The sequence below is a fragment of the Curtobacterium sp. BNK-1 genome (assembly GCF_048685235.1).
Classification (GTDB): domain Bacteria; phylum Pseudomonadota; class Gammaproteobacteria; order Enterobacterales; family Enterobacteriaceae; genus Pantoea; species Pantoea agglomerans.
Genome location: NZ_JBLQTJ010000004.1, coordinates 20,601 through 37,754, shown reverse-complemented (window position 1 = coordinate 37,754; position 17,154 = coordinate 20,601). Strand labels below are relative to the sequence as shown.

The window sequence follows — 17,154 nt, the reverse complement described above, 5'->3', positions numbered from 1 at the left end:
GCCATTATGGCGGTCATGTGGACAGGTACGAGAGCGATCACGACGGGTCGTCCCTGTCTGTCTCTGAAACGTCGCTACAGCAACATCCAGGTAGTAAGTCAGGGTGCTCAGTCATAATGGGATCCAGGATTTCGGTGAAGAGCGCGTCGAGAACAACCTGGACTTTATGCCTATGTGTCGCAGCCTGCTCTTCCGTGACTTTGCCTTCCTGCTGGTACTCAAACATCTGATCAGCAGAAACACTCAGTTCACGGGAGAGCAACAACACAGTCTGGCTGATACGCACAGCAGCATCGCGATATAACATCTTTACTCCTTAAGTGAATTTGCCCTTCAGGTATTATGGAAAGGGTGATTAAGACAGAGAGGTTTTGAGGCCCGGCCAGACGGTTAACATATCCGGGGCAAAAAAAATCCCGCACGAGGCGGGAAAGTTAATCAGGCACTTGGTCAGACAGATCACACTCATAATTATACAATCAGGATGCCACTACTTTCGGTACTTCAGGCTGTCAGGCATTCGCTGACAGTGAAGTTATAGAGGTATTCCGTTTCATAATTCTGAATGAATTGAAAACCCTTCGCACTGACACCTCGTTTAAACTGCGAAAAGGGTTTCAGATAAGCTGTCAATGTCGTGATGAGTCAGAGTAAGCAGGGTGATTTATTTTTGTAGGGCTTACTTTTCCCGAAACAGAGACGCCGGGCGTCGCGTATCAGGATTAACTCATGGCGTGATGCTGCGCTATGATGCTTTTTTATATGAACTCCAGGTGCTCTGGGATCAAAGTTGATTCCACAGACCGGGCACAGAACGCTGTGCTTTTTCATACTAACCTCCATCAACAAAGGAAATGACACTGGGCAGTGCCATCTCATTTGTTGAGAGGAAGGTGGGTTTTGCCACTTCGGGATCTCGCGCTTCTGCACTCCTCCCGCCCGACAGTATGCTGTGCCGTTCAGCTACCAGACTAATAATGAACTGAAAGTACGATTACGGTCAATACTTAAAGTACATAAAACTTATAAAAGTAACCCTAACAAGTTCATTGCATTGATTTTAAAGTAAATTTTATTGGTTTACATCGTGAGGGGATGAAATATCTTCAGCGGGGTCTGGGATGATAAAGCTCATTCTGCTCTCAATAACCACACCGACAAAAGTACAGTTATCATTGATTTCAATAGGTCTATATACGCTGTTCAGTGATTTAAGGTACTTCCTGTTTGTCCCTTCATCCACGACATATTGTTTGAAGGTCGCTAATTTGGCGTTTCTGAGTTTTGCTATAACCAGATGTCCATTTTCAGGTGTGCGACGTGGATCAACCAGAATCATACTCTTTTCAGGAACGCTAGCGCCCACGAGGGAGGTCATTGAATCATCATTCACTATCAACCAGAATCCATGATGATGCGCCATCACTGAGCCGGAGAAAAAGTATCTTACTTTGTCGAACTGATGCTTTAGCAAGGAATCCATGTCATCAATATCCTCCCAGCGGACCAGAGGACATCGGGTCGCAAAGAGGGTATTCATCAATCGTTCCTCGCCCTCTGTAGCCTCATCTCCATGCTGAAGCCATAGAGGATCGACATTCAAAGCTTTAGCGATGTTTTTCATCATCGCTGCCCGCGGAAGTGACTCACCAGTTAGCCATTTACTGACAGCCTTTGATGTAACCCCCATACGCTGAGCGAGCATCACTCCCCGACCATGTTGCGGGTATTTTGCGTTGTTGAGCGCTTCTGTAAGCCGCGCTGCAAATTCATGACGAATCGTTTCTGTTTGAACCATGGGTACAATATTAACTGACTTGATAAAACTGTCAGTTCAATTTAAAGTGAACCAAAAGTACTATTAAGGAGGTTTTCATGTCATTCATTAACCTTGCAATTAAGTCTGTGGGAGTCGCTGAAGTAGCAAAAGCATGTGGAATCAGTCCACGAGCGGTCTACAAGTGGCTCAAAAAGGGTTCCCTCCCTAAAACAGAATTTTATGGGCGAACTCAATATGCAATGAACATTGAGAGGCTATCTCAGGGTCAGTTCGACGCAGAAAAGTTACTGGAAGAAAGCCGAATATCTTTGCTGGAACGTTAGTTAAAGGTGATGTTTTCTCACTGTGTCATCGCCGACTATGGAAATTAAATTGTGGAAACCGCAAAAACACGCAAGCAGGGATCATCAGTTCAGGGACGACATCTTCATACTCTGGCTTTAAAAGCTCTTTTCAACACGCGTCAATCGGTGGTTGCCCGTCGTCTTAATGTTGCAGACTCAACCATTCTGAGACGCACTGAAAAATATCCCGAAATCATGGAGACGCTGGCTGCAAGCGGTATTGAGGATTTCGTGATGAAGGGGGAGATGAAAATACCCCAGGAACAATATCGCTGGCTGATGCAGGTCGCTATCCGGTTTGCAGAGAATGAACTTGAGCGAACCTGTGATTCGGAAGGCTATGTCGCTAAATCCTGACAACCAGCCACATTCAAACTTCTCTAAACGGAGCTGTTATGAGCATGACACTCATGGCTCAGGCGATGAGCATCAAAGTGGGAAACCCTATACGCAAACTGGTATTGATCAAGCTTGCAGACAATGCAAATGACAAAGGTGAATGCTGGCCCTCGTATCAACATATCGCTGATCAATGTGAAATTGGCCGGTCAACAGTAAAAAGCCATATCAAAGCGCTTGAAGATATGGGTCTTGTGCGCAGAGAGTATCGTAAAAATGGTGCACAGAATCAGTCAAATCTCTTCCACCTGAATTTTAATAAATCATTTACTGACGCTTCAAAAGCTAAGACTTTAAGAAACAAAGCGGCAGAAATGGTTGGGTTAAAACCCGGCAAGGGGGTGGGGCAGGATTTGACCGGGGTAGGGCATGAGCTGACCGGGGGGGGTCAGGAGATGACCCAGGTTAGGTCAGCTCATGCCCCAGGGGGTGGGTCAGGAGCTGCCCCCATAACCAGTCACTCTTTAGAACCAGTCATAGAACCTTTAAATAAAACACCCGCCGCCAGGGCGACGTGTCAGGGTGAATGGCTTCTTTCACGTTATGCCTTCGAGGGCAAAGTCGTGAAGCTTAATCACGCAGATTTCGCATCGTGGCAAAAACTCTACGCACATCTGGACCTGGTCTACGAGCTACAAAAACTCGACATCGAATTCTCATACCAGAAACCCAGACACTGGTTCATCACGGCCAGCCAGAAGCTCAGCTACCAGAACAAACAGGCAGCCTTGCGGGGCCAGATAGCGCCTGCTGGTACAGGCACGCCACACTGGAACGATCGCAGCGAGTGGGAGAATAATTTCTTATGACGAAGCCAGAACCCGGATTTGAGCAGCAGGACGGCCGTTTAGTTGACTCAAACGCTGAACGCCTGGTGGATATTCTCTTCGCCTGTCTGAAGGTTATCTTTCCCGCATCCTTCAGCACGGTGTTAAAGCATCCACGCGATGAAGCAACAGCGAAACGCCAGTGGGTCGCTGCGTTTATCGAAAACGGCATTACCTCGGGGCATCAGATTTCAGCAGGGATGAAGCGTGCGCGTGCCAGCGTTTCACCGTTCTGGCCAACCCCCGGGCAGTTCATCAGCTGGTGCCGGAAGGGCGACTATGTCGCTGCAGGCCTGCCGGATGAAAATACGCTTTATGACATGGTCATGCGTTACTGTGCACAACGGGGTTTATATCACTCTCCTGAAGCCTGTCCGTGGCAGGATAATACGCATTACTGGATGGTAACGAGCCTCTACAGCCAGATGACATCACATAATCTGTCTGAGGCTGAGTTACGTAAGGCGTGCGAAAAAGAGCTTGAAAAGATGTCCCGTCGTATTCGCGAAGGGGAGTCAATACCGCCACCGCGCGCGCAACTTGAAAAAATCTATGTACCGGTGAGTCCTGAGAGGGCCAGAGCGCATATCAACCAGCTTAAAAGGCTTGTGAAAAGAAAATCCATGCATGCTCTGAGGTCAGTCAGTGCACCAGAGTCAGCTTCAGCCGAGAAGGGCGGTCTTGGCGCTATGCATTAAGTTTCATGTATACCAGCCCTTCGAGTGAAGCGAGTGAGGTGTAAGCAGCATTCCCCGAGGCAGGCTCAGCGCCCGGGGGGGAAAGAATAACAAGGTGAGTTAAATTCTACTCCGTGACCTTTATGCAGCACCTGATATTCCTAAAGGATTAAAGAAGGTTTTTGAGGTTAGAGAGTAACAAGTATAAAGAGTGAATCGCCAAGGGTTTAACAGACACATAAAAGTCATTTAAGATGACTGGAGAAGAGGTGGCTACGGGCGCTAAGCGTTACCCTAAGAGTTTAAAATTTAAGACTTCGAATAGGTTGTTGATCGCTGTCATTCTATTTCCAGCGTGTGCAACACGTTTTGATATCACCATCTACAGCCTGTATGCCTGTATAAAGAAGTAAGGTCCAGACTAATCCATTAACCATTAATAAGGATCAGTCAGATGATCAGGCCGAGATCCGCCGTATTCAAAAGGATCTGAAGCGGGCTACTGAAGAACTGGACATATTAAAAAAACCATAGCACACTTCGCAAAGCTGCCCGACTAAGATATGCCTTTATCCGTGACAACACCTGTTGCTGGCCTGTTCGTCTGCTCTGCCGGATGCTAAATATTCGATAATAAGCTCTTACGCCTGGCTTCAGCAGCCGCATTCTCAGCGCCATCAAGCAGATCTTAAACCAACGGAACAGATCAAACAATTCTTGCTGGAGTCCTGTTGGGTTTATGGCTATCGCAAGATACATCTGGAGCTGAGTGACAGCGGGCAGCAGTGCGGAGTGAACAGAGTCTGGCGAAAAATGAAGTGTGCTGGGATAAAGGTTCAGGTCGGGTACCGGAGCCCGTGTGCATAAAGGCTAGGTCAGCATTGTATCGGCTAACTGGCTCCAGCGGCAGTTTGATACGGATGCTCCAGACGAGCGTTAAGTAAAAAATATAACCAAAATCAGCACCCACAAAGGACGATTTTAACTAGCCATGGTTGTTAACTTCTTCTCACGTAAGGTCATTGGCTGGTCAATGCAATCCCAGATGACAAAGGCCATTGTACTGAACACACTTCTGATGATTGTATGATGGCGTAATCCCAAAAGACAGGTGCTGGTTCACTCGGACTAGTGTAGTCAGTACACAATCCATAAGTGGCGCTCGTTCCTGAAATCATACGGCTTGGAGGCGAGTCTGAGCCGTAGCGGTAAAAGTCATGATAAAACGGTTGCAGAAAGCTTTTCCAGTTACTGAAACGCGAGCGGATAAAGAGAAAGGTCACTGGAACGCAATAAGAACTCCGCAGCGATATTTTTGATAACAACGGAATTTTTTATTTAAGCATCGGCATGGTTCGAGCGATGAGATGTCACCTACAGAATGTGAAAAACCAGTGTTACTAACTTCTTGGGAGTATGTGGACTATCCGTAAAATTCATTATAAACATATTATACATATTTCATTAAAAATATATACTTTTTATAATTTTTGGGCTAGTGCATTAAATTTACTTTACTCTTATTAGTTTAAGCAAATTTTAAGAATGGGTATAACGCGGTTTTTATTAAATTTAACATTATTATACATGCAATGTTAAAAGGGATTTGTTAAAAACATTGTTTTTTTGTGAAATAGTCAGTAAAATATGAAAAAGCTGATTTTTTAGGGTATTGTAAGTGCTTAATTATATATCAAATATTAGCCCTGAAGCTATAAAGAAAAACATTAACAGTGTTGACACTTCTCATTTGTATCTTTCACTCAGAGAGAGTTTTCAAAATAATGGTAAGCAGCCTATCCAGGTAAACTTTCGTGATTTATTACCTTGGATTAAGCTAGGTGATCAGTTCACTCACCTAATACATCCTTATCCAGCTAAATTACTACCTCACATAGCTAACTTTTTTATTAACGCTTCAGTTTTAGTAAAAAAAAATGAGATTGTTTTAGATCCATTTAGTGGATCTGGAACTGTAGCCCTGGAAGCTTCACTAGCAGGTTGTGTACCTCATATTGCTGATGCAAATCCTTTAGCATTACTCATAACGTCTGTAAAAAATCACAACTATAATATTGAAGAATTAACTGCCACTCTTTTGAATGTTGTTGGTAAAGCAAAACGTTATCGTAGAGCTCCAGTTGTTGATATTGTAAATAGCAAACTGTGGTATTCTGACCCAGTTAAGCTCAAGTTAGAAATTATCCTTAGAGCGATTGAGGAAATAAAGAGTCCGGAAGTAAAGGATTTTTTTCGAGTCTGTTTTTCTGCTACGGCCAGAAAATTAAGCACTGCTGATCCCGCCATTTCAGTACCAGTAAGGTTGAAATGCAAGCCATCTTTTAGTTTAGAAAAAAACAAAAATATTTTAAAGAGACTTGACTGGCTCAATACTGTTAATGTTATCGATGAATTTACTTTTGTATGCTTCAATAACATAGGTAGGGTTAATTTCACTAATGATTTTAATAATGAAAGACGAAGCGTCAATGTGATTTCTGATAATGCATGCGATTTGGTTAGACGTTATGAAGGTTGTGAAAGGCCAGCGTTGATAATTACCTCGCCTCCGTATGGAAGTGCACAGAAATACATTCGGTCATCTAGTTTGTCATTAAACTGGCTTGGGTTTGCTGATTCTAAAAACCTCACTAAGTATGAAGCATTATCAATTGGTAGAGAGCACGTTCCTTTGTATAGGAAGAGGAATCATATAAATGGATTGCCGGTGAAATTGATGCTTTTACTGGATGAAATAAAGTCAGTGAATGAAGAGAGATTTCATATAACTAGTCAGTATTTGTACGAAATGAAAGTGGCTCTTTTAGAAATGGCTAAAGTTTCAAGGGCCGGCGGGCATGTAGTCATTATTACTGGTAATAACAGTGTATGTGGCAGGGTTTTAGAAAATGATGTTTTCATTAAAAATGTTCTCATTGAGGCAGGGCTAAAACTAGAACTGCATTTATATGATGATATTAAGTCACGTGGCCTTATGACAAAAAGAAATAAAACAGCATCTGTCATAAACAAAGAGCATATTTTAGTTTTTAGTAAAGAGGCAATGTATGGAACGAATTGATATTGATGGTAAGATTCGTGAATTGATGAGCCATGCTTGGGATGAAGAGGTAAAGTGGCATGAGATTGAAGGATGGCTTAATAATTTTAAAGGCCGTTATCATGCTGCGGATGATGAAAAATTACATGCAATTTATTCTATTACTCAATATATGTATTTTGGTAAGAGATTGGTTAGAGAAATGTTAAAGTCTCTTTATCGTGATTATTTTTCCTCCCCAATAAAACAACGAATACGGAGAAATCATAGCGATACATTAGACTTTAGTATGATAAAAAAACAATATGATGTAGAGCTATCCAGTACCAGATTTATAGGTGTGGGTAATCCATCAGAAAGTGGAGCTCATTTATTGTATTACTTTAGACAGATTAATGATTTACCTAAAGATTTGTTTTCTGATTTATCATCAGTAATCACGCCTGTCAAGGATAGGAATGATACCATTACTTATAAAGTTGAAAAGAATATAAGGCGATTAGTTTTTTTTGATGACATCGTTGGGTCTGGAACACAGGCTAGTAATTATCTTGGAAGTTACATTAGAGAGTTGAAGTTAAATGAGCCAGAATTAGATATTAAGTTTATGTCTTTATTTTCGACTACGGAAGGTCTTCAAAGATTAAATAGTGATAAAGTTTTTGACGGTAATGCTATGTGCTTATTTGAGTTAGATGATTCATATAGATGCTTGAGTGAGCATTCAAGGTATTTTAAAAATACACCTAATTGGTTTAACATTAATGTAATGAAATCAGTTTTACATGATTATGGATTGGAAATATGGCCAGGAAATCCTTTAGGCTACAAAAGTGGTCAGTTATTGATAAGTTTTTCCCACAATACTCCAGATAATGTGCCGCCAATTTATTGGCATTCAAGGCCGCAAGTATGGAATCCTGCCTTCCTTAGATACCATAAATTATATTGAAATAGGGTGTTATATGATAACCGAAAATCCATTTTCACTATCTCATGCTTCAGGATTTACTGATAAGCAGATTAATTCATTTTGGACTGATTTAGGTAATCCTGAAATCATTAATGCAATATTTGAACCTTCTAAGAAATCATCAAAATACATACTCGGGGGCAAGGGGACTGGTAAGACTCATTTGTTAAGATACTACTCCTATAATGTTACACGCCTAAGAAATGCTGATAAAAAAGGCATAGATATTGTTAAGTCAAATAAATATCTTGCGGTTTTTTTACGCGCTACTGGCGTAGATGCGTCAAGATTCGAAGTAAGTTCGGGTGTCGATATAAACTGGCAAAGATTGTTTGGCGTGTATTTAGAGTTAAAATTAACTGAGCAGGTCATTGAAGCTCTTTGTGATATAAAGCAAACCTCTCCTTCAGAATCTTTTGATGATTTAAGCTTAGTAAATGAAGTTCGTAATAATGTGACTCATAATGGTCTGGATAGTGCAACTAGTCTAATTGAATTAAAGGACTGGTTGATTAATCAAAGGCGAATAATTGACGATGCTGTAAATAATGCTGCTTTTACTGGCGAAATCGATCTTAGGGCTCCTTTCGCAATTGGTGCTTTATGTTTAACTATTAGTAATGCAATAAGTTTATGGCATAGTGAGCTATCAGAAGTTACTTTGTTTTATCTTATCGATGAAATAGAAAATTTTTCATTAAAACAGCAGCAAGTAGTCAATACATTGATTCGATATGGCGAGTCTAAGGCAACGTTCAGAGTTACAGGGCGTCAATATGCTATCAAAACTTATTCTACTTTAGCTGATGGTGAAATAAACAGAATAAATTCGGAATTTACAACCGTTATTCTAGATGAATTACTTTTAAAACTGGGTGCTAGGTTTTCTGATTTTTCAGAACGCCTTATTTTTAAAAGGTTATCATTAGCTGGAGAATCGGTGGCAATCCATGATTTAATTTTAGATGATAATAAAAGTAAGATAAGTGGTAGGGATTATTTTGAAGAGGTTGATGGTGATTCTTTTTACGAAGAAGCCATTGCGAGATTAAAATTACAAGTTGATAAAAGTGCTTTTATTTCTAATTTTGAAAAGGCTTTAGGATATGCATATAAAGACACAGAGTTTAATACTCAAATGGGTGATATTGTCAAATTGTTAACTGATGGTTTTCCTCTTATAATTCAGAGGTTAAACGTACTACTCTATATCAAGAAATTTAAAAAACATCTTCTTCCCCTTGAATTTGCAAACTTTATACGATGCTCAGCTGTAGAATACATCGAAAATAGAAGCCCGGGTTTTTACTACAATGCTTATGGTCACTATGCTGTCGACCTTTTTGCACAAATTTGTAAGGATTCACCAGCAGGTATTGGAGTATGTTATGCCGGTTTTGATACTATTATCAAAATGACGTCCGCTAATCCAAGAAACCTTCTAATTATACTAAGTAAAATATATGAGGTAGCGACTTTCAGAGGCGCTAATTTTCTTGGTAAAGAAAAAATTAGCTTAGAGATACAAACTGAAGCAGTATTAGACTCAGCAAGGTTTATGTATGAAGCTGATACAAACTTTGGCTTAGATTCAGATATAGCTCTCAGGGCGGTAGACAGATTAGCTGCTTTATTACGTACGGCTAGATTTGCTATGAATATACCAGAGGTATCACCATTGGCATTCAGTTTTTCGAATGATGACCTTTCTGATAGCGCGAAGAAGATTCTACAAGATGCGCTAAATTTCTCTCTTATTTTCGAGCTTACTGAAGGTAGAGCTGACCGTAATAGTGATAAAATTATCAGGAAAATACAGTTAAATCCAATGCTATCTCCTAAATGGTCACTTCCTGTCTCAAGACGTGGTGATATCAGCCTGAATAAAGAATTGCTTGCTGCTGTTTTTTCTAGCGATCATAAAAATGAATTTGATCTGTATTTAAAAAAGTTAAGTGCTAAATGGAATTCTATTACTAAGCCTCTGATAAATGAGACCAAACAAGGAGACCTTTTTTAAATGATAGATTATTCAATATTTTATAAAAGAAATATAGATACTAATCGTATCGGTGTTGAATTGCCTGTTTTCGATGTGTTCGTTTCGGCATATAATTCTAGTCAGCGAGTAAATGGAGTCTATGACGCGATTAGAGCAACTAAAAAAATATGGCTTATACACCCTGAGTATAACTACAGCCCAATAGAGTATCCTGCTGATAATCCTAAGGTGTGTCCAGTCGAAATGAGCGAGACCTCTCAGGTTAAAATATTACTCGACGAAATAGGAGAGATTGAAAATAAATCAATCTGTATTGATACTACTGGTTTTATGAGGCATGTTATTATTTTCCTTATGGCTGCTTTATATATGAGAAATGTAAAAAAGTTTACGGCTTTATATTCAGAACCTTTATACTATGATAAGCATGGTGATACAAACTTTAGTACCGCTTCCAAAGGAACACCTGTCACTGTCAAAGGCACATATAGTAGCAATGGGGGAAATGACCATCTAATAATTAATGTTGGATACGATCATAAACTTATTGGCGAAGTGGTGGATAATAAAGAAGGGTCTGTTATATATCCTATTTTTTCATTTCCATCTCTAAGTGCAGATATGTATCAACAAAGTGCAATTAGGGCATCTAAAGCCGGCAGTACAGCACAAACGGCAAGTTGGATTAATAATAGACATTTTGCCCCTGCGAATGATCCCTTTACTAACGCTGCTGTGATTTCAGAGATTGTAAGATCTATTGATGAAATTAATGAAAATGCAAACATTTATTTGTCTCCTCTTTCAACGAAGATACAAACATTGGGTGCTGCATTATATTGGATTTTAGAAGGAAAGAGTCGTGGCGGAGTAAGTATATTACTCCCAGAGTGCATCTCTTATTCTAGAGAGACTAGTCAAGGTTTAAAAAGGCTTTGGTCATATGACATTGAATTTTTTTCATAATCGAAAAGGAATAATTAAATGGCTTTAAATAATAATGATATAAAAAATAAAATTAAACCAAGTCTCCAGTTGCTGCCTTGTTATAAAAAAGATTGGTTATCATTTTTTTCGCCATGTTTGCTTTTTTTTCAAAATCTGCCATTTTCTGAGTTTATTATAATCCCATTTCTGTTCTTATATTCAAAAAAGAGGAGGGAGCCTGATAAGCTTTATCATTTTGTTGAAAGTGAGGAGGTTTTTTTTAAAATTTTAAATAAGAGGCTGGCGCTCTCGCTTGCTGGAGGAAAGCTACATACAACTAGCAGTATGAATCCGTTTCTCGGGAAGAAAGTTAAGGATTCAAAAAAAAGTTTCTACGTATTAGTTATTGAAAATCCGCGTGATATCTCGCTTTTTGAGCCGATAGTTTATGGTCTTCGTTATTTTCACTCTTATAAATGGTGGAAGCATCTAAGGCGAGAATATACATTTTCTGAATTGAAAGATGTTGGGTTTAAATTAAGGGGGGATGTGGTATATGAAGAGGAGAAATGCATTAAAAATATTAATAGGAGGTTTTTGGTTGCATATATTTACTCACTAAAGCCGGAGGACAATGTTAGATTTGTACAAAAAGCTCAAAAGAGATTGTTTTACCTTGGAGAATTTTTTTTGAGTTTTTTTACCTTTTATATTTCCACTCTTTTTAGTTATATATATTTTTTTTATGATGCTATAAAAAAAGTAATTTATGACTTTTTACCTATAGACTTATCTTCCGAAAATTTAAAGTTAATTTTTTATATTTTTCTTTCGGTGATTGTTGTGTTACTTCCTTTATGTATTATAGCTTATGTATATTTAAGAGCTGTGGCTATTAAATCTCGGGAATAAATTGGCATGCAGTAATTAGACGCTTATTGCCCGTTTCATTAAGCTCCAGATCCCGCGTCCCATAGACGATTACAGGTGTAAAAAGCGAAAGGGCAATCTACCAACCATTCCCCCTTTGCCTCCTTTAAAAACAAACTTACATGACAGTATTGACGTTCAGGAAGTAGTGACGCCGCAATTACCTGTTGTAAACGAGCAGCAGGCATCGGGTAGTTATAAACCCACTCTAAAGCGCAGAGCGAAGTCATCATCCCATCCAGCTCAGGGCGCGAAGCTGTTTTTTGCCAGCAAAGAGATTTTGCTGAAATCTTCTGTCACTGAGTTAGGATATTACAAACCGACAAAGCGAAAACTCTTGGACGTGAATGTATCGGATACAGGCCTTAGCGATGCTGAAGCTTTCCTCCTGCAGTTTTTTGCCGCAGCTGAGAGACGTGTATTTCTGGTAAGGCTGGCTGAACATGGAGATTGCTTTCGGCGTAGAGATATCACTTTTTCTGAACACGGAATCTGCAATTATCTTTACCCGGCGCTGTGGAGGCCCTCATGTCACAGCATCATCAGTGCAGAAGGCGTAAGCGTAGGGTTCTCATTGGTTGAGATGACAGAAGAGGTGCCAGTTAAGGAAGTGAAAGGGCGTTATGTGCGGGATGAAAGAATGATTAACTGGTCCCGCGGTAAAAATTCAGCCCATCTGGGCTATTACAGTCGGCGACACATACCGAGTGGCCGATTCAGGCTGCAGCTCTACTCACCTTATGAGTCTGAAGGCTGGCATCAGGTTTTCTCTCAAACTAACACCTGCAGCCTGATAAGTCAGATACCGAAAATCATTAAAGCGGCTCAAGCTGCTTTGCCTGTTTTGAAAAAGGAAATCCAGACAATAAAAAATGTGCTGAAGCCCATCGGGTTCGGATGGAGCAGCAGATGGCCGAGTATAAAAAAGGTGAGGCTATCCGTAAGCAGGAAGAGGCGCATAAAGCCAGTGTGAATGAACTGCAGGTCATCATGGCTAAATGGGCAGAAGATATGCGCGTCGAGCAATTCTTCATTGATGCTGAAAAAGACATTGAGAGATGCGATGCAGCACTTCAGGAACAGTTGAGAGAACGTCTAAGGGCCGCAAAGGAGTTCTTAAAGGGCGAAACTGCGCTTCAGCGACTACTCAAATGGCGAACGCCTGAGGAGCGACTGAAGTAAATACTCCGTATTTCACCTTGCTGACAGATACAGAGCAGTTATCTGCGCGCTTTTACTTTACGTGTCAGTATCACGGGGTCCGCTATGAGCGAAAAGCTTACTTTAAATATTATTGTTCTAAAAAAGCCAGCCTGCTGATCATCGGGCTTAAGGCCATTATTTTTTTAACAGGTATATGCAGGAACTGACGGTTTCCCCATAATCGATAGTAACTTTGACGGGGACGCGCTCAAAATGACTACCTTCAAATTCGTCAAGTTCATCCCAGTTTCATTGATAATCGCAGAGGTTAGATTGAGATGAACATTACATAGTGCCGATGTACCTGCTGCCAGCCTGCATTCACACTAATTTCTTTCCTACCCGGAATGCCTGCTATAGGACATTTTCACTGGCATCTTCGTATCTGTGCACTTTTTTATTTTACTTCACGTACCGCGTTGTTGTGATTGACCTGGTATTCTGACCCATTCGCTCATCGTAAATCAATCCTGCAGACCAACCCCGGTGGAATTACCGTAACTTGTTTCCAAGCAGTAAGTTATTGCAGGTTCTGCTGTAAAAGCTCATCTGAGTAAACTCTGAAAATCATCGCTTAAATTTTATATAAGCGACTGAATAGTAAAGTTAATTTGATTTAGGGTAGGTTTATATCCTACTATCTTCTTTACATACATTATTTTTAATTTCAATCTGTGTCTCAACATTAAAATATGTTTCCATCTTTGATGGAAACCCTGTTATTAAAGAGACCTTATGACGGGTAAAAAGCGTTTTTTCGATATTCTTGTTGCCTCCTTCTGCCTTTTACTTCTTATGCCAGTAATGCTGGTCACCGGACTGATTTTGTTCCTGACAGGAATGAACCCCTTGTTCCGTCATCCCAGAATGGGACAGAACGGACAAGTATTTCATTGCATCAAATTTACATCAATGCTGCCAATGGATAAGGTTTCCGAAAATGAACAGCTGCGTATCCGTCATGAGTTGCAGCTTTATAGCGTGGTAAAAAATGACCCGCGCGTAACCCGTTTTGGTGCTTTTATCCGTAAAACCAGTATTGATGAGCTACCGCAGTTTATTAATGTACTTTTGGGCGACATGTCCGTTATCGGTCCAAGGCCCATCGCCGCCTACGAAAAAGATAAGTACGGCCGTAGCTATCGTCACTACTGCTCGGTAAAGCCCGGGATCACCGGCCTCTGGCAGGTATCAGGACGTGACGATCTGCCTTATCAGCGCCGTGTTGCAATAGATCGCTATTACAGCCGTCGTCGTAAAGCACGCATGGACATGTTCATTTTCGTGAAGACCTTTAGCGTGGTTGCGGGCATGAAGGGAGTTAACTGAGCATGGACAAACTTTTTTCCTGCCAGCGCTGGCTCATCATCAGTCCCCATGCCGATGATGCCGAGCTTGGACTGGGTGGCAGTATCGCTCGGGCAACCGAGGCTGGTATTGAGGTCCATATTGCCGTAGTGGTACTCAAAGGTGAAAACCACCTGCGCGGTCAATGCTATGTTTCCGCATCGCAGCGTCATAAGGAGCTTGCCGCAGCCATGGAGACCGCAGGGGCACAGTACTCAGTTCTGAATTTTGTCAGGGAAGGGGAAACCTTCGATCTTGCTTCATCCAGTCAGTCTGTGTGCATAAGCCAGCTGGATAAGCTGATAGATGAGATACAGCCCGAGCTGATAATGATGCCGGTTCCCTCTTTTCATCAGGAGCACCAGTGGGTTTATCAATGCTGCGTGGCCGCCACCCGTCCGACAAAGCCTGGAAATCCGCTACGGCTGATAGCTGCTTATGAATATCCGCCGGCAGGCTGGGGAAATTCCTCTTCCTGGGACGGTTCGCGCGGTGCGATTTATATCAACATTAGCCGTCATCTGTCGGCAAAAATTTCCATGCTGGAACAGCACCAGTCGCAGATGTCCGCGGCTGATAATGCCCTGATATCGATTGACGGGGTTAAAAGGCTGGCTTCATTCCGCGGCCTTGAGGCCGGTTATGACTATGCAGAGATGATTTACCTCATGCGTGGCCGTATTGATTAGTATCAGGCCTGGTAGGAACCTGAGTTTCAGGCCGGAATAACGAGCTTTGAAGATCTTAAAATCTGTTAAAGGAGTCTGTTGCCTGGAGTCAGCGGCTGTACGTTCAGTTTATCACTTAGTCAGGTGGTACGCCGAAGTGGTAAATGAGAGGCACCTGCTTAGAGACAAAAACGGACTTTGTATTAGGACCGATTACGCATTTATAACCTGAACCCCAGAGCTTTAATTTTGCTTGTTCTGGTAAAGTTCCCAGCGGTTGCCGTATATGTCTCAAATACTATGACCATCCCGTACACCTCCTCTCGCGGCTCCTGACAGAAGTTGACGCCTTTCGCCTTCATAGCGTTAAAGTCGCGCCAGAAGTCGTCAGTCTGCAGGAACAGGAATAACCGTCCGCCGCATTGGTTGCCGATGAAGCCTTCCTGCCGCTCGTTTGAAGCACGGGCCAGGAGAAGATTACAGTCACTTTCCGGATTCGGCGTCACAACGGCCCAGTGCTTACCCTGCTGCGGCGTGTCTTCAACCAGCGTAAAGCCCAGCTTGTCGGTGTAGTACTCAATCGCGCGGTCATAGTCGTTGACCACGATGGCCACATAACCCATGCATCGTTTTTGCGTTCTCATTTCTGCTCCATCAGGTGCTGAATATAGTGTCATGAAACAATTCTTGAACACAACTGAACGCTACTATCTGATTTGATGAGTCAAAAATAAAGTCCGCTTCTGGCACAAAGCGGATAGGCACTCTTGCTTCCGAGCCCGTGCAAACGGCGGAAGCTAAAACTGTCACAGTTCAAAGAGAAGGTGCTTAATCAGCCATAATTATAGTCCGGGTTGTCATTTTGAACTCTCCATCTCGGATGCTTCAGCAAGCATTTTTAATTTTTTGCTTGCTAAGACATATGATGATGAAGACAATATCCTCATCACTTCAGCACGGAATTCAATATGACTGATAAAGAAGAATCACCTCAGGCAAAAGGCGGTAAAGCTCGAGCGGAGAAAATGACGGCTGATGAGCGAAAAGCTGTCGCTCAAAATGCTGCCAATAAGCGTTGGGAAAAAATCAAAAATAATCTTCCATCCGCTCAGTTCGAAGGTGTACTAAAAATCAATGACACTGAATTGGAAGTGGCCGTTCTTAACAATGGCAAGCGCATCATCTCTCAGTCCTCCGTTTTCAAAGCTCTTGGTCGACCAAGTCGAGGTGTCAGAGCAACGATTGACGGCGAGATCAAACTGCCTGCTTTTATGGATGCTGCGAACCTGCTTCCCTATCTTAATCATGACCTTATGGAAGCGATCAAACGCGAGCGTTTTACCGATAATTCAGGTGCAACGCTTGAAGGATATGATGCATCAATTTTGCCATTAGTCTGTGATGTTTATCTGAAAGCCCGTCAGGACGGTGCACTTAAAGCAAACCAGATGGATACTGCCCAAAAAGCTGAAATCCTGGTTCGCTCTCTTGCAAAGGTAGGGATCATTGCCCTTGTCGATGAAGCAACGGGCTATCAGGAAATCCGTCCCAAAGATGCATTACAAGCTTATCTGGACAAAATCATTAGCAAAGAACTCGCTGCGTGGGCGAAAAAGTTCCCAGATGAGTTTTATGAAAATATCTATAAGTTGAGAAACTGGCCATGGAGTGGCATGAGTAAAAACCGATTTAGTGTGGTTGCCCATTATACGCGGGACCTTGTTTATGAACGACTCGGTGACTCTATCCTTCAGGAGCTTGAGAAAAAAACGCCAAAACAATCCAATGGACAGCGAAAAAATAAAATGCATCAATGGCTTACTGATGATGTTGGCAACCCTATGTTATCACAGCATTTGCATTCTTTAATTATGGTTCAGCGTTTAGCCATCGCTAACGGGTATGGATGGAATCGTTTTATAAAAATGGTTGACCAGGTGATGCCACGTAAAGGCGGCACATTTGAGCTTGAACTGAACGATACATCCCGGGAACAGTAATCTACTTCTAATGACG

The 17,154-nt window shown here is 41.7% G+C and carries 17 protein-coding genes and 1 pseudogene; 15 read left to right on the top strand and 3 right to left on the bottom strand.

The window, feature by feature from the left end; translation table 11 throughout:
- Positions 1 to 37: 37 nt before the first annotated feature.
- Complete coding sequence (locus tag ACMGGP_RS20555) at positions 38 to 307, bottom strand: hypothetical protein (RefSeq protein ID WP_122889474.1); 270 nt, start codon at positions 305 to 307, stop codon at positions 38 to 40.
- 765 nt (positions 308 to 1,072) lie between these two features.
- Positions 1,073 to 1,798 carry a LexA family protein gene (locus ACMGGP_RS20550; protein ID WP_498798812.1) on the bottom strand — a complete coding sequence of 242 codons (726 nt, stop codon included), beginning with the start codon at positions 1,796 to 1,798 and terminating at the stop codon, positions 1,073 to 1,075.
- Positions 1,799 to 1,875: 77 nt separating this feature from the next.
- On the opposite strand from ACMGGP_RS20550, the gene ACMGGP_RS20545 reads away from it, so the two are divergent.
- The 14 genes and pseudogenes from ACMGGP_RS20545 (at position 1,876) to ACMGGP_RS20480 (ending at position 15,159) form a co-directional block, all read left to right on the top strand.
- Positions 1,876 to 2,103, top strand: a complete 228-nt coding sequence (locus ACMGGP_RS20545) for a helix-turn-helix domain-containing protein (RefSeq protein WP_498798811.1) — start codon at positions 1,876 to 1,878, stop codon at positions 2,101 to 2,103.
- A gap of 51 nt (positions 2,104 to 2,154) precedes the next feature.
- Positions 2,155 to 2,481 (top strand): hypothetical protein, encoded by a 327-nt coding sequence (locus ACMGGP_RS20540; RefSeq protein WP_498798810.1) that lies wholly within the window; start codon positions 2,155 to 2,157, stop codon positions 2,479 to 2,481.
- Between the two features lie 38 nt (positions 2,482 to 2,519).
- A complete protein-coding gene (locus ACMGGP_RS20535) occupies positions 2,520 to 3,332 on the top strand; it encodes a helix-turn-helix domain-containing protein (RefSeq protein ID WP_498798809.1) in 813 nt (270 codons plus the stop codon).
- Positions 3,329 to 4,048: a replication protein P gene (locus ACMGGP_RS20530; RefSeq protein WP_498798808.1), complete on the top strand. Its 720-nt coding sequence runs from the start codon at positions 3,329 to 3,331 to the stop codon at positions 4,046 to 4,048. Before ACMGGP_RS20535 ends, ACMGGP_RS20530 begins: the two co-directional genes overlap by 4 nt.
- A 233-nt stretch (positions 4,049 to 4,281) precedes the next feature.
- A pseudogene (locus ACMGGP_RS20525) lies at positions 4,282 to 5,460 on the top strand (IS3 family transposase).
- A 245-nt stretch (positions 5,461 to 5,705) separates the two neighbouring features.
- On the top strand, positions 5,706 to 7,109 hold the full coding sequence (locus ACMGGP_RS20520) for a hypothetical protein (RefSeq protein ID WP_498798807.1): 1,404 nt from the start codon (positions 5,706 to 5,708) through the stop codon (positions 7,107 to 7,109).
- Positions 7,096 to 8,040, top strand: coding sequence for a phosphoribosyltransferase-like protein (locus ACMGGP_RS20515; RefSeq protein WP_498798806.1), 945 nt, complete (start codon positions 7,096 to 7,098; stop codon positions 8,038 to 8,040). The genes ACMGGP_RS20520 and ACMGGP_RS20515 overlap by 14 nt, the downstream gene beginning before the upstream one ends.
- 13 nt (positions 8,041 to 8,053) lie before the next feature.
- Positions 8,054 to 10,081 carry an ORC-CDC6 family AAA ATPase gene (locus tag ACMGGP_RS20510; RefSeq protein WP_498798805.1) on the top strand — a complete coding sequence of 676 codons (2,028 nt, stop codon included), beginning with the start codon at positions 8,054 to 8,056 and terminating at the stop codon, positions 10,079 to 10,081.
- Positions 10,082 to 11,029: a hypothetical protein gene (locus tag ACMGGP_RS20505; protein ID WP_498798804.1), complete on the top strand. Its 948-nt coding sequence runs from the start codon at positions 10,082 to 10,084 to the stop codon at positions 11,027 to 11,029.
- An 18-nt stretch (positions 11,030 to 11,047) separates the two neighbouring features.
- On the top strand, positions 11,048 to 11,902 hold the full coding sequence (locus ACMGGP_RS20500; protein WP_498798803.1) for a hypothetical protein: 855 nt from the start codon (positions 11,048 to 11,050) through the stop codon (positions 11,900 to 11,902).
- 166 nt (positions 11,903 to 12,068) lie between these two features.
- A complete protein-coding gene (locus tag ACMGGP_RS20495; RefSeq protein WP_498798802.1) occupies positions 12,069 to 12,893 on the top strand; it encodes a hypothetical protein in 825 nt (274 codons plus the stop codon).
- Positions 12,830 to 13,102 (top strand): hypothetical protein, encoded by a 273-nt coding sequence (locus ACMGGP_RS20490; protein ID WP_498798801.1) that lies wholly within the window; start codon positions 12,830 to 12,832, stop codon positions 13,100 to 13,102. Before ACMGGP_RS20495 ends, ACMGGP_RS20490 begins: the two co-directional genes overlap by 64 nt.
- A gap of 756 nt (positions 13,103 to 13,858) precedes the next feature.
- Positions 13,859 to 14,452 (top strand): sugar transferase, encoded by a 594-nt coding sequence (locus tag ACMGGP_RS20485; protein WP_498798800.1) that lies wholly within the window; start codon positions 13,859 to 13,861, stop codon positions 14,450 to 14,452.
- 2 nt (positions 14,453 to 14,454) lie between these two features.
- Complete coding sequence (locus ACMGGP_RS20480; RefSeq protein WP_498798799.1) at positions 14,455 to 15,159, top strand: PIG-L deacetylase family protein; 705 nt, start codon at positions 14,455 to 14,457, stop codon at positions 15,157 to 15,159.
- Positions 15,160 to 15,359: 200 nt separating this feature from the next.
- On the opposite strand, the gene ACMGGP_RS20475 is transcribed toward ACMGGP_RS20480, so the two are convergent.
- A complete protein-coding gene (locus tag ACMGGP_RS20475; protein WP_498798798.1) occupies positions 15,360 to 15,782 on the bottom strand; it encodes a VOC family protein in 423 nt (140 codons plus the stop codon).
- A 324-nt stretch (positions 15,783 to 16,106) separates the two neighbouring features.
- Here ACMGGP_RS20475 and ACMGGP_RS20470 point away from each other — a divergent pair, with 324 nt between their 5' ends.
- Positions 16,107 to 17,138 (top strand): P63C domain-containing protein, encoded by a 1,032-nt coding sequence (locus tag ACMGGP_RS20470; protein WP_498798797.1) that lies wholly within the window; start codon positions 16,107 to 16,109, stop codon positions 17,136 to 17,138.
- The last annotated feature ends 16 nt before the right edge of the window (positions 17,139 to 17,154 follow it).

Coding starts and splice junctions, on each gene's coding strand:
- ACMGGP_RS20555 (WP_122889474.1), bottom strand. CDS start 307: ATGTTATATCGCGATGCTGCTGTGCGTATCAGCCAGACTGTGTTGTTG.
- ACMGGP_RS20550 (WP_498798812.1), bottom strand. CDS start 1,798: ATGGTTCAAACAGAAACGATTCGTCATGAATTTGCAGCGCGGCTTACA.
- ACMGGP_RS20545 (WP_498798811.1), top strand. CDS start 1,876: ATGTCATTCATTAACCTTGCAATTAAGTCTGTGGGAGTCGCTGAAGTA.
- ACMGGP_RS20535 (WP_498798809.1), top strand. CDS start 2,520: ATGAGCATGACACTCATGGCTCAGGCGATGAGCATCAAAGTGGGAAAC.
- ACMGGP_RS20530 (WP_498798808.1), top strand. CDS start 3,329: ATGACGAAGCCAGAACCCGGATTTGAGCAGCAGGACGGCCGTTTAGTT.
- ACMGGP_RS20515 (WP_498798806.1), top strand. CDS start 7,096: ATGGAACGAATTGATATTGATGGTAAGATTCGTGAATTGATGAGCCAT.
- ACMGGP_RS20510 (WP_498798805.1), top strand. CDS start 8,054: ATGATAACCGAAAATCCATTTTCACTATCTCATGCTTCAGGATTTACT.
- ACMGGP_RS20505 (WP_498798804.1), top strand. CDS start 10,082: ATGATAGATTATTCAATATTTTATAAAAGAAATATAGATACTAATCGT.
- ACMGGP_RS20500 (WP_498798803.1), top strand. CDS start 11,048: ATGGCTTTAAATAATAATGATATAAAAAATAAAATTAAACCAAGTCTC.
- ACMGGP_RS20490 (WP_498798801.1), top strand. CDS start 12,830: ATGGCCGAGTATAAAAAAGGTGAGGCTATCCGTAAGCAGGAAGAGGCG.
- ACMGGP_RS20485 (WP_498798800.1), top strand. CDS start 13,859: ATGACGGGTAAAAAGCGTTTTTTCGATATTCTTGTTGCCTCCTTCTGC.
- ACMGGP_RS20480 (WP_498798799.1), top strand. CDS start 14,455: ATGGACAAACTTTTTTCCTGCCAGCGCTGGCTCATCATCAGTCCCCAT.
- ACMGGP_RS20475 (WP_498798798.1), bottom strand. CDS start 15,782: ATGAGAACGCAAAAACGATGCATGGGTTATGTGGCCATCGTGGTCAAC.
- ACMGGP_RS20470 (WP_498798797.1), top strand. CDS start 16,107: ATGACTGATAAAGAAGAATCACCTCAGGCAAAAGGCGGTAAAGCTCGA.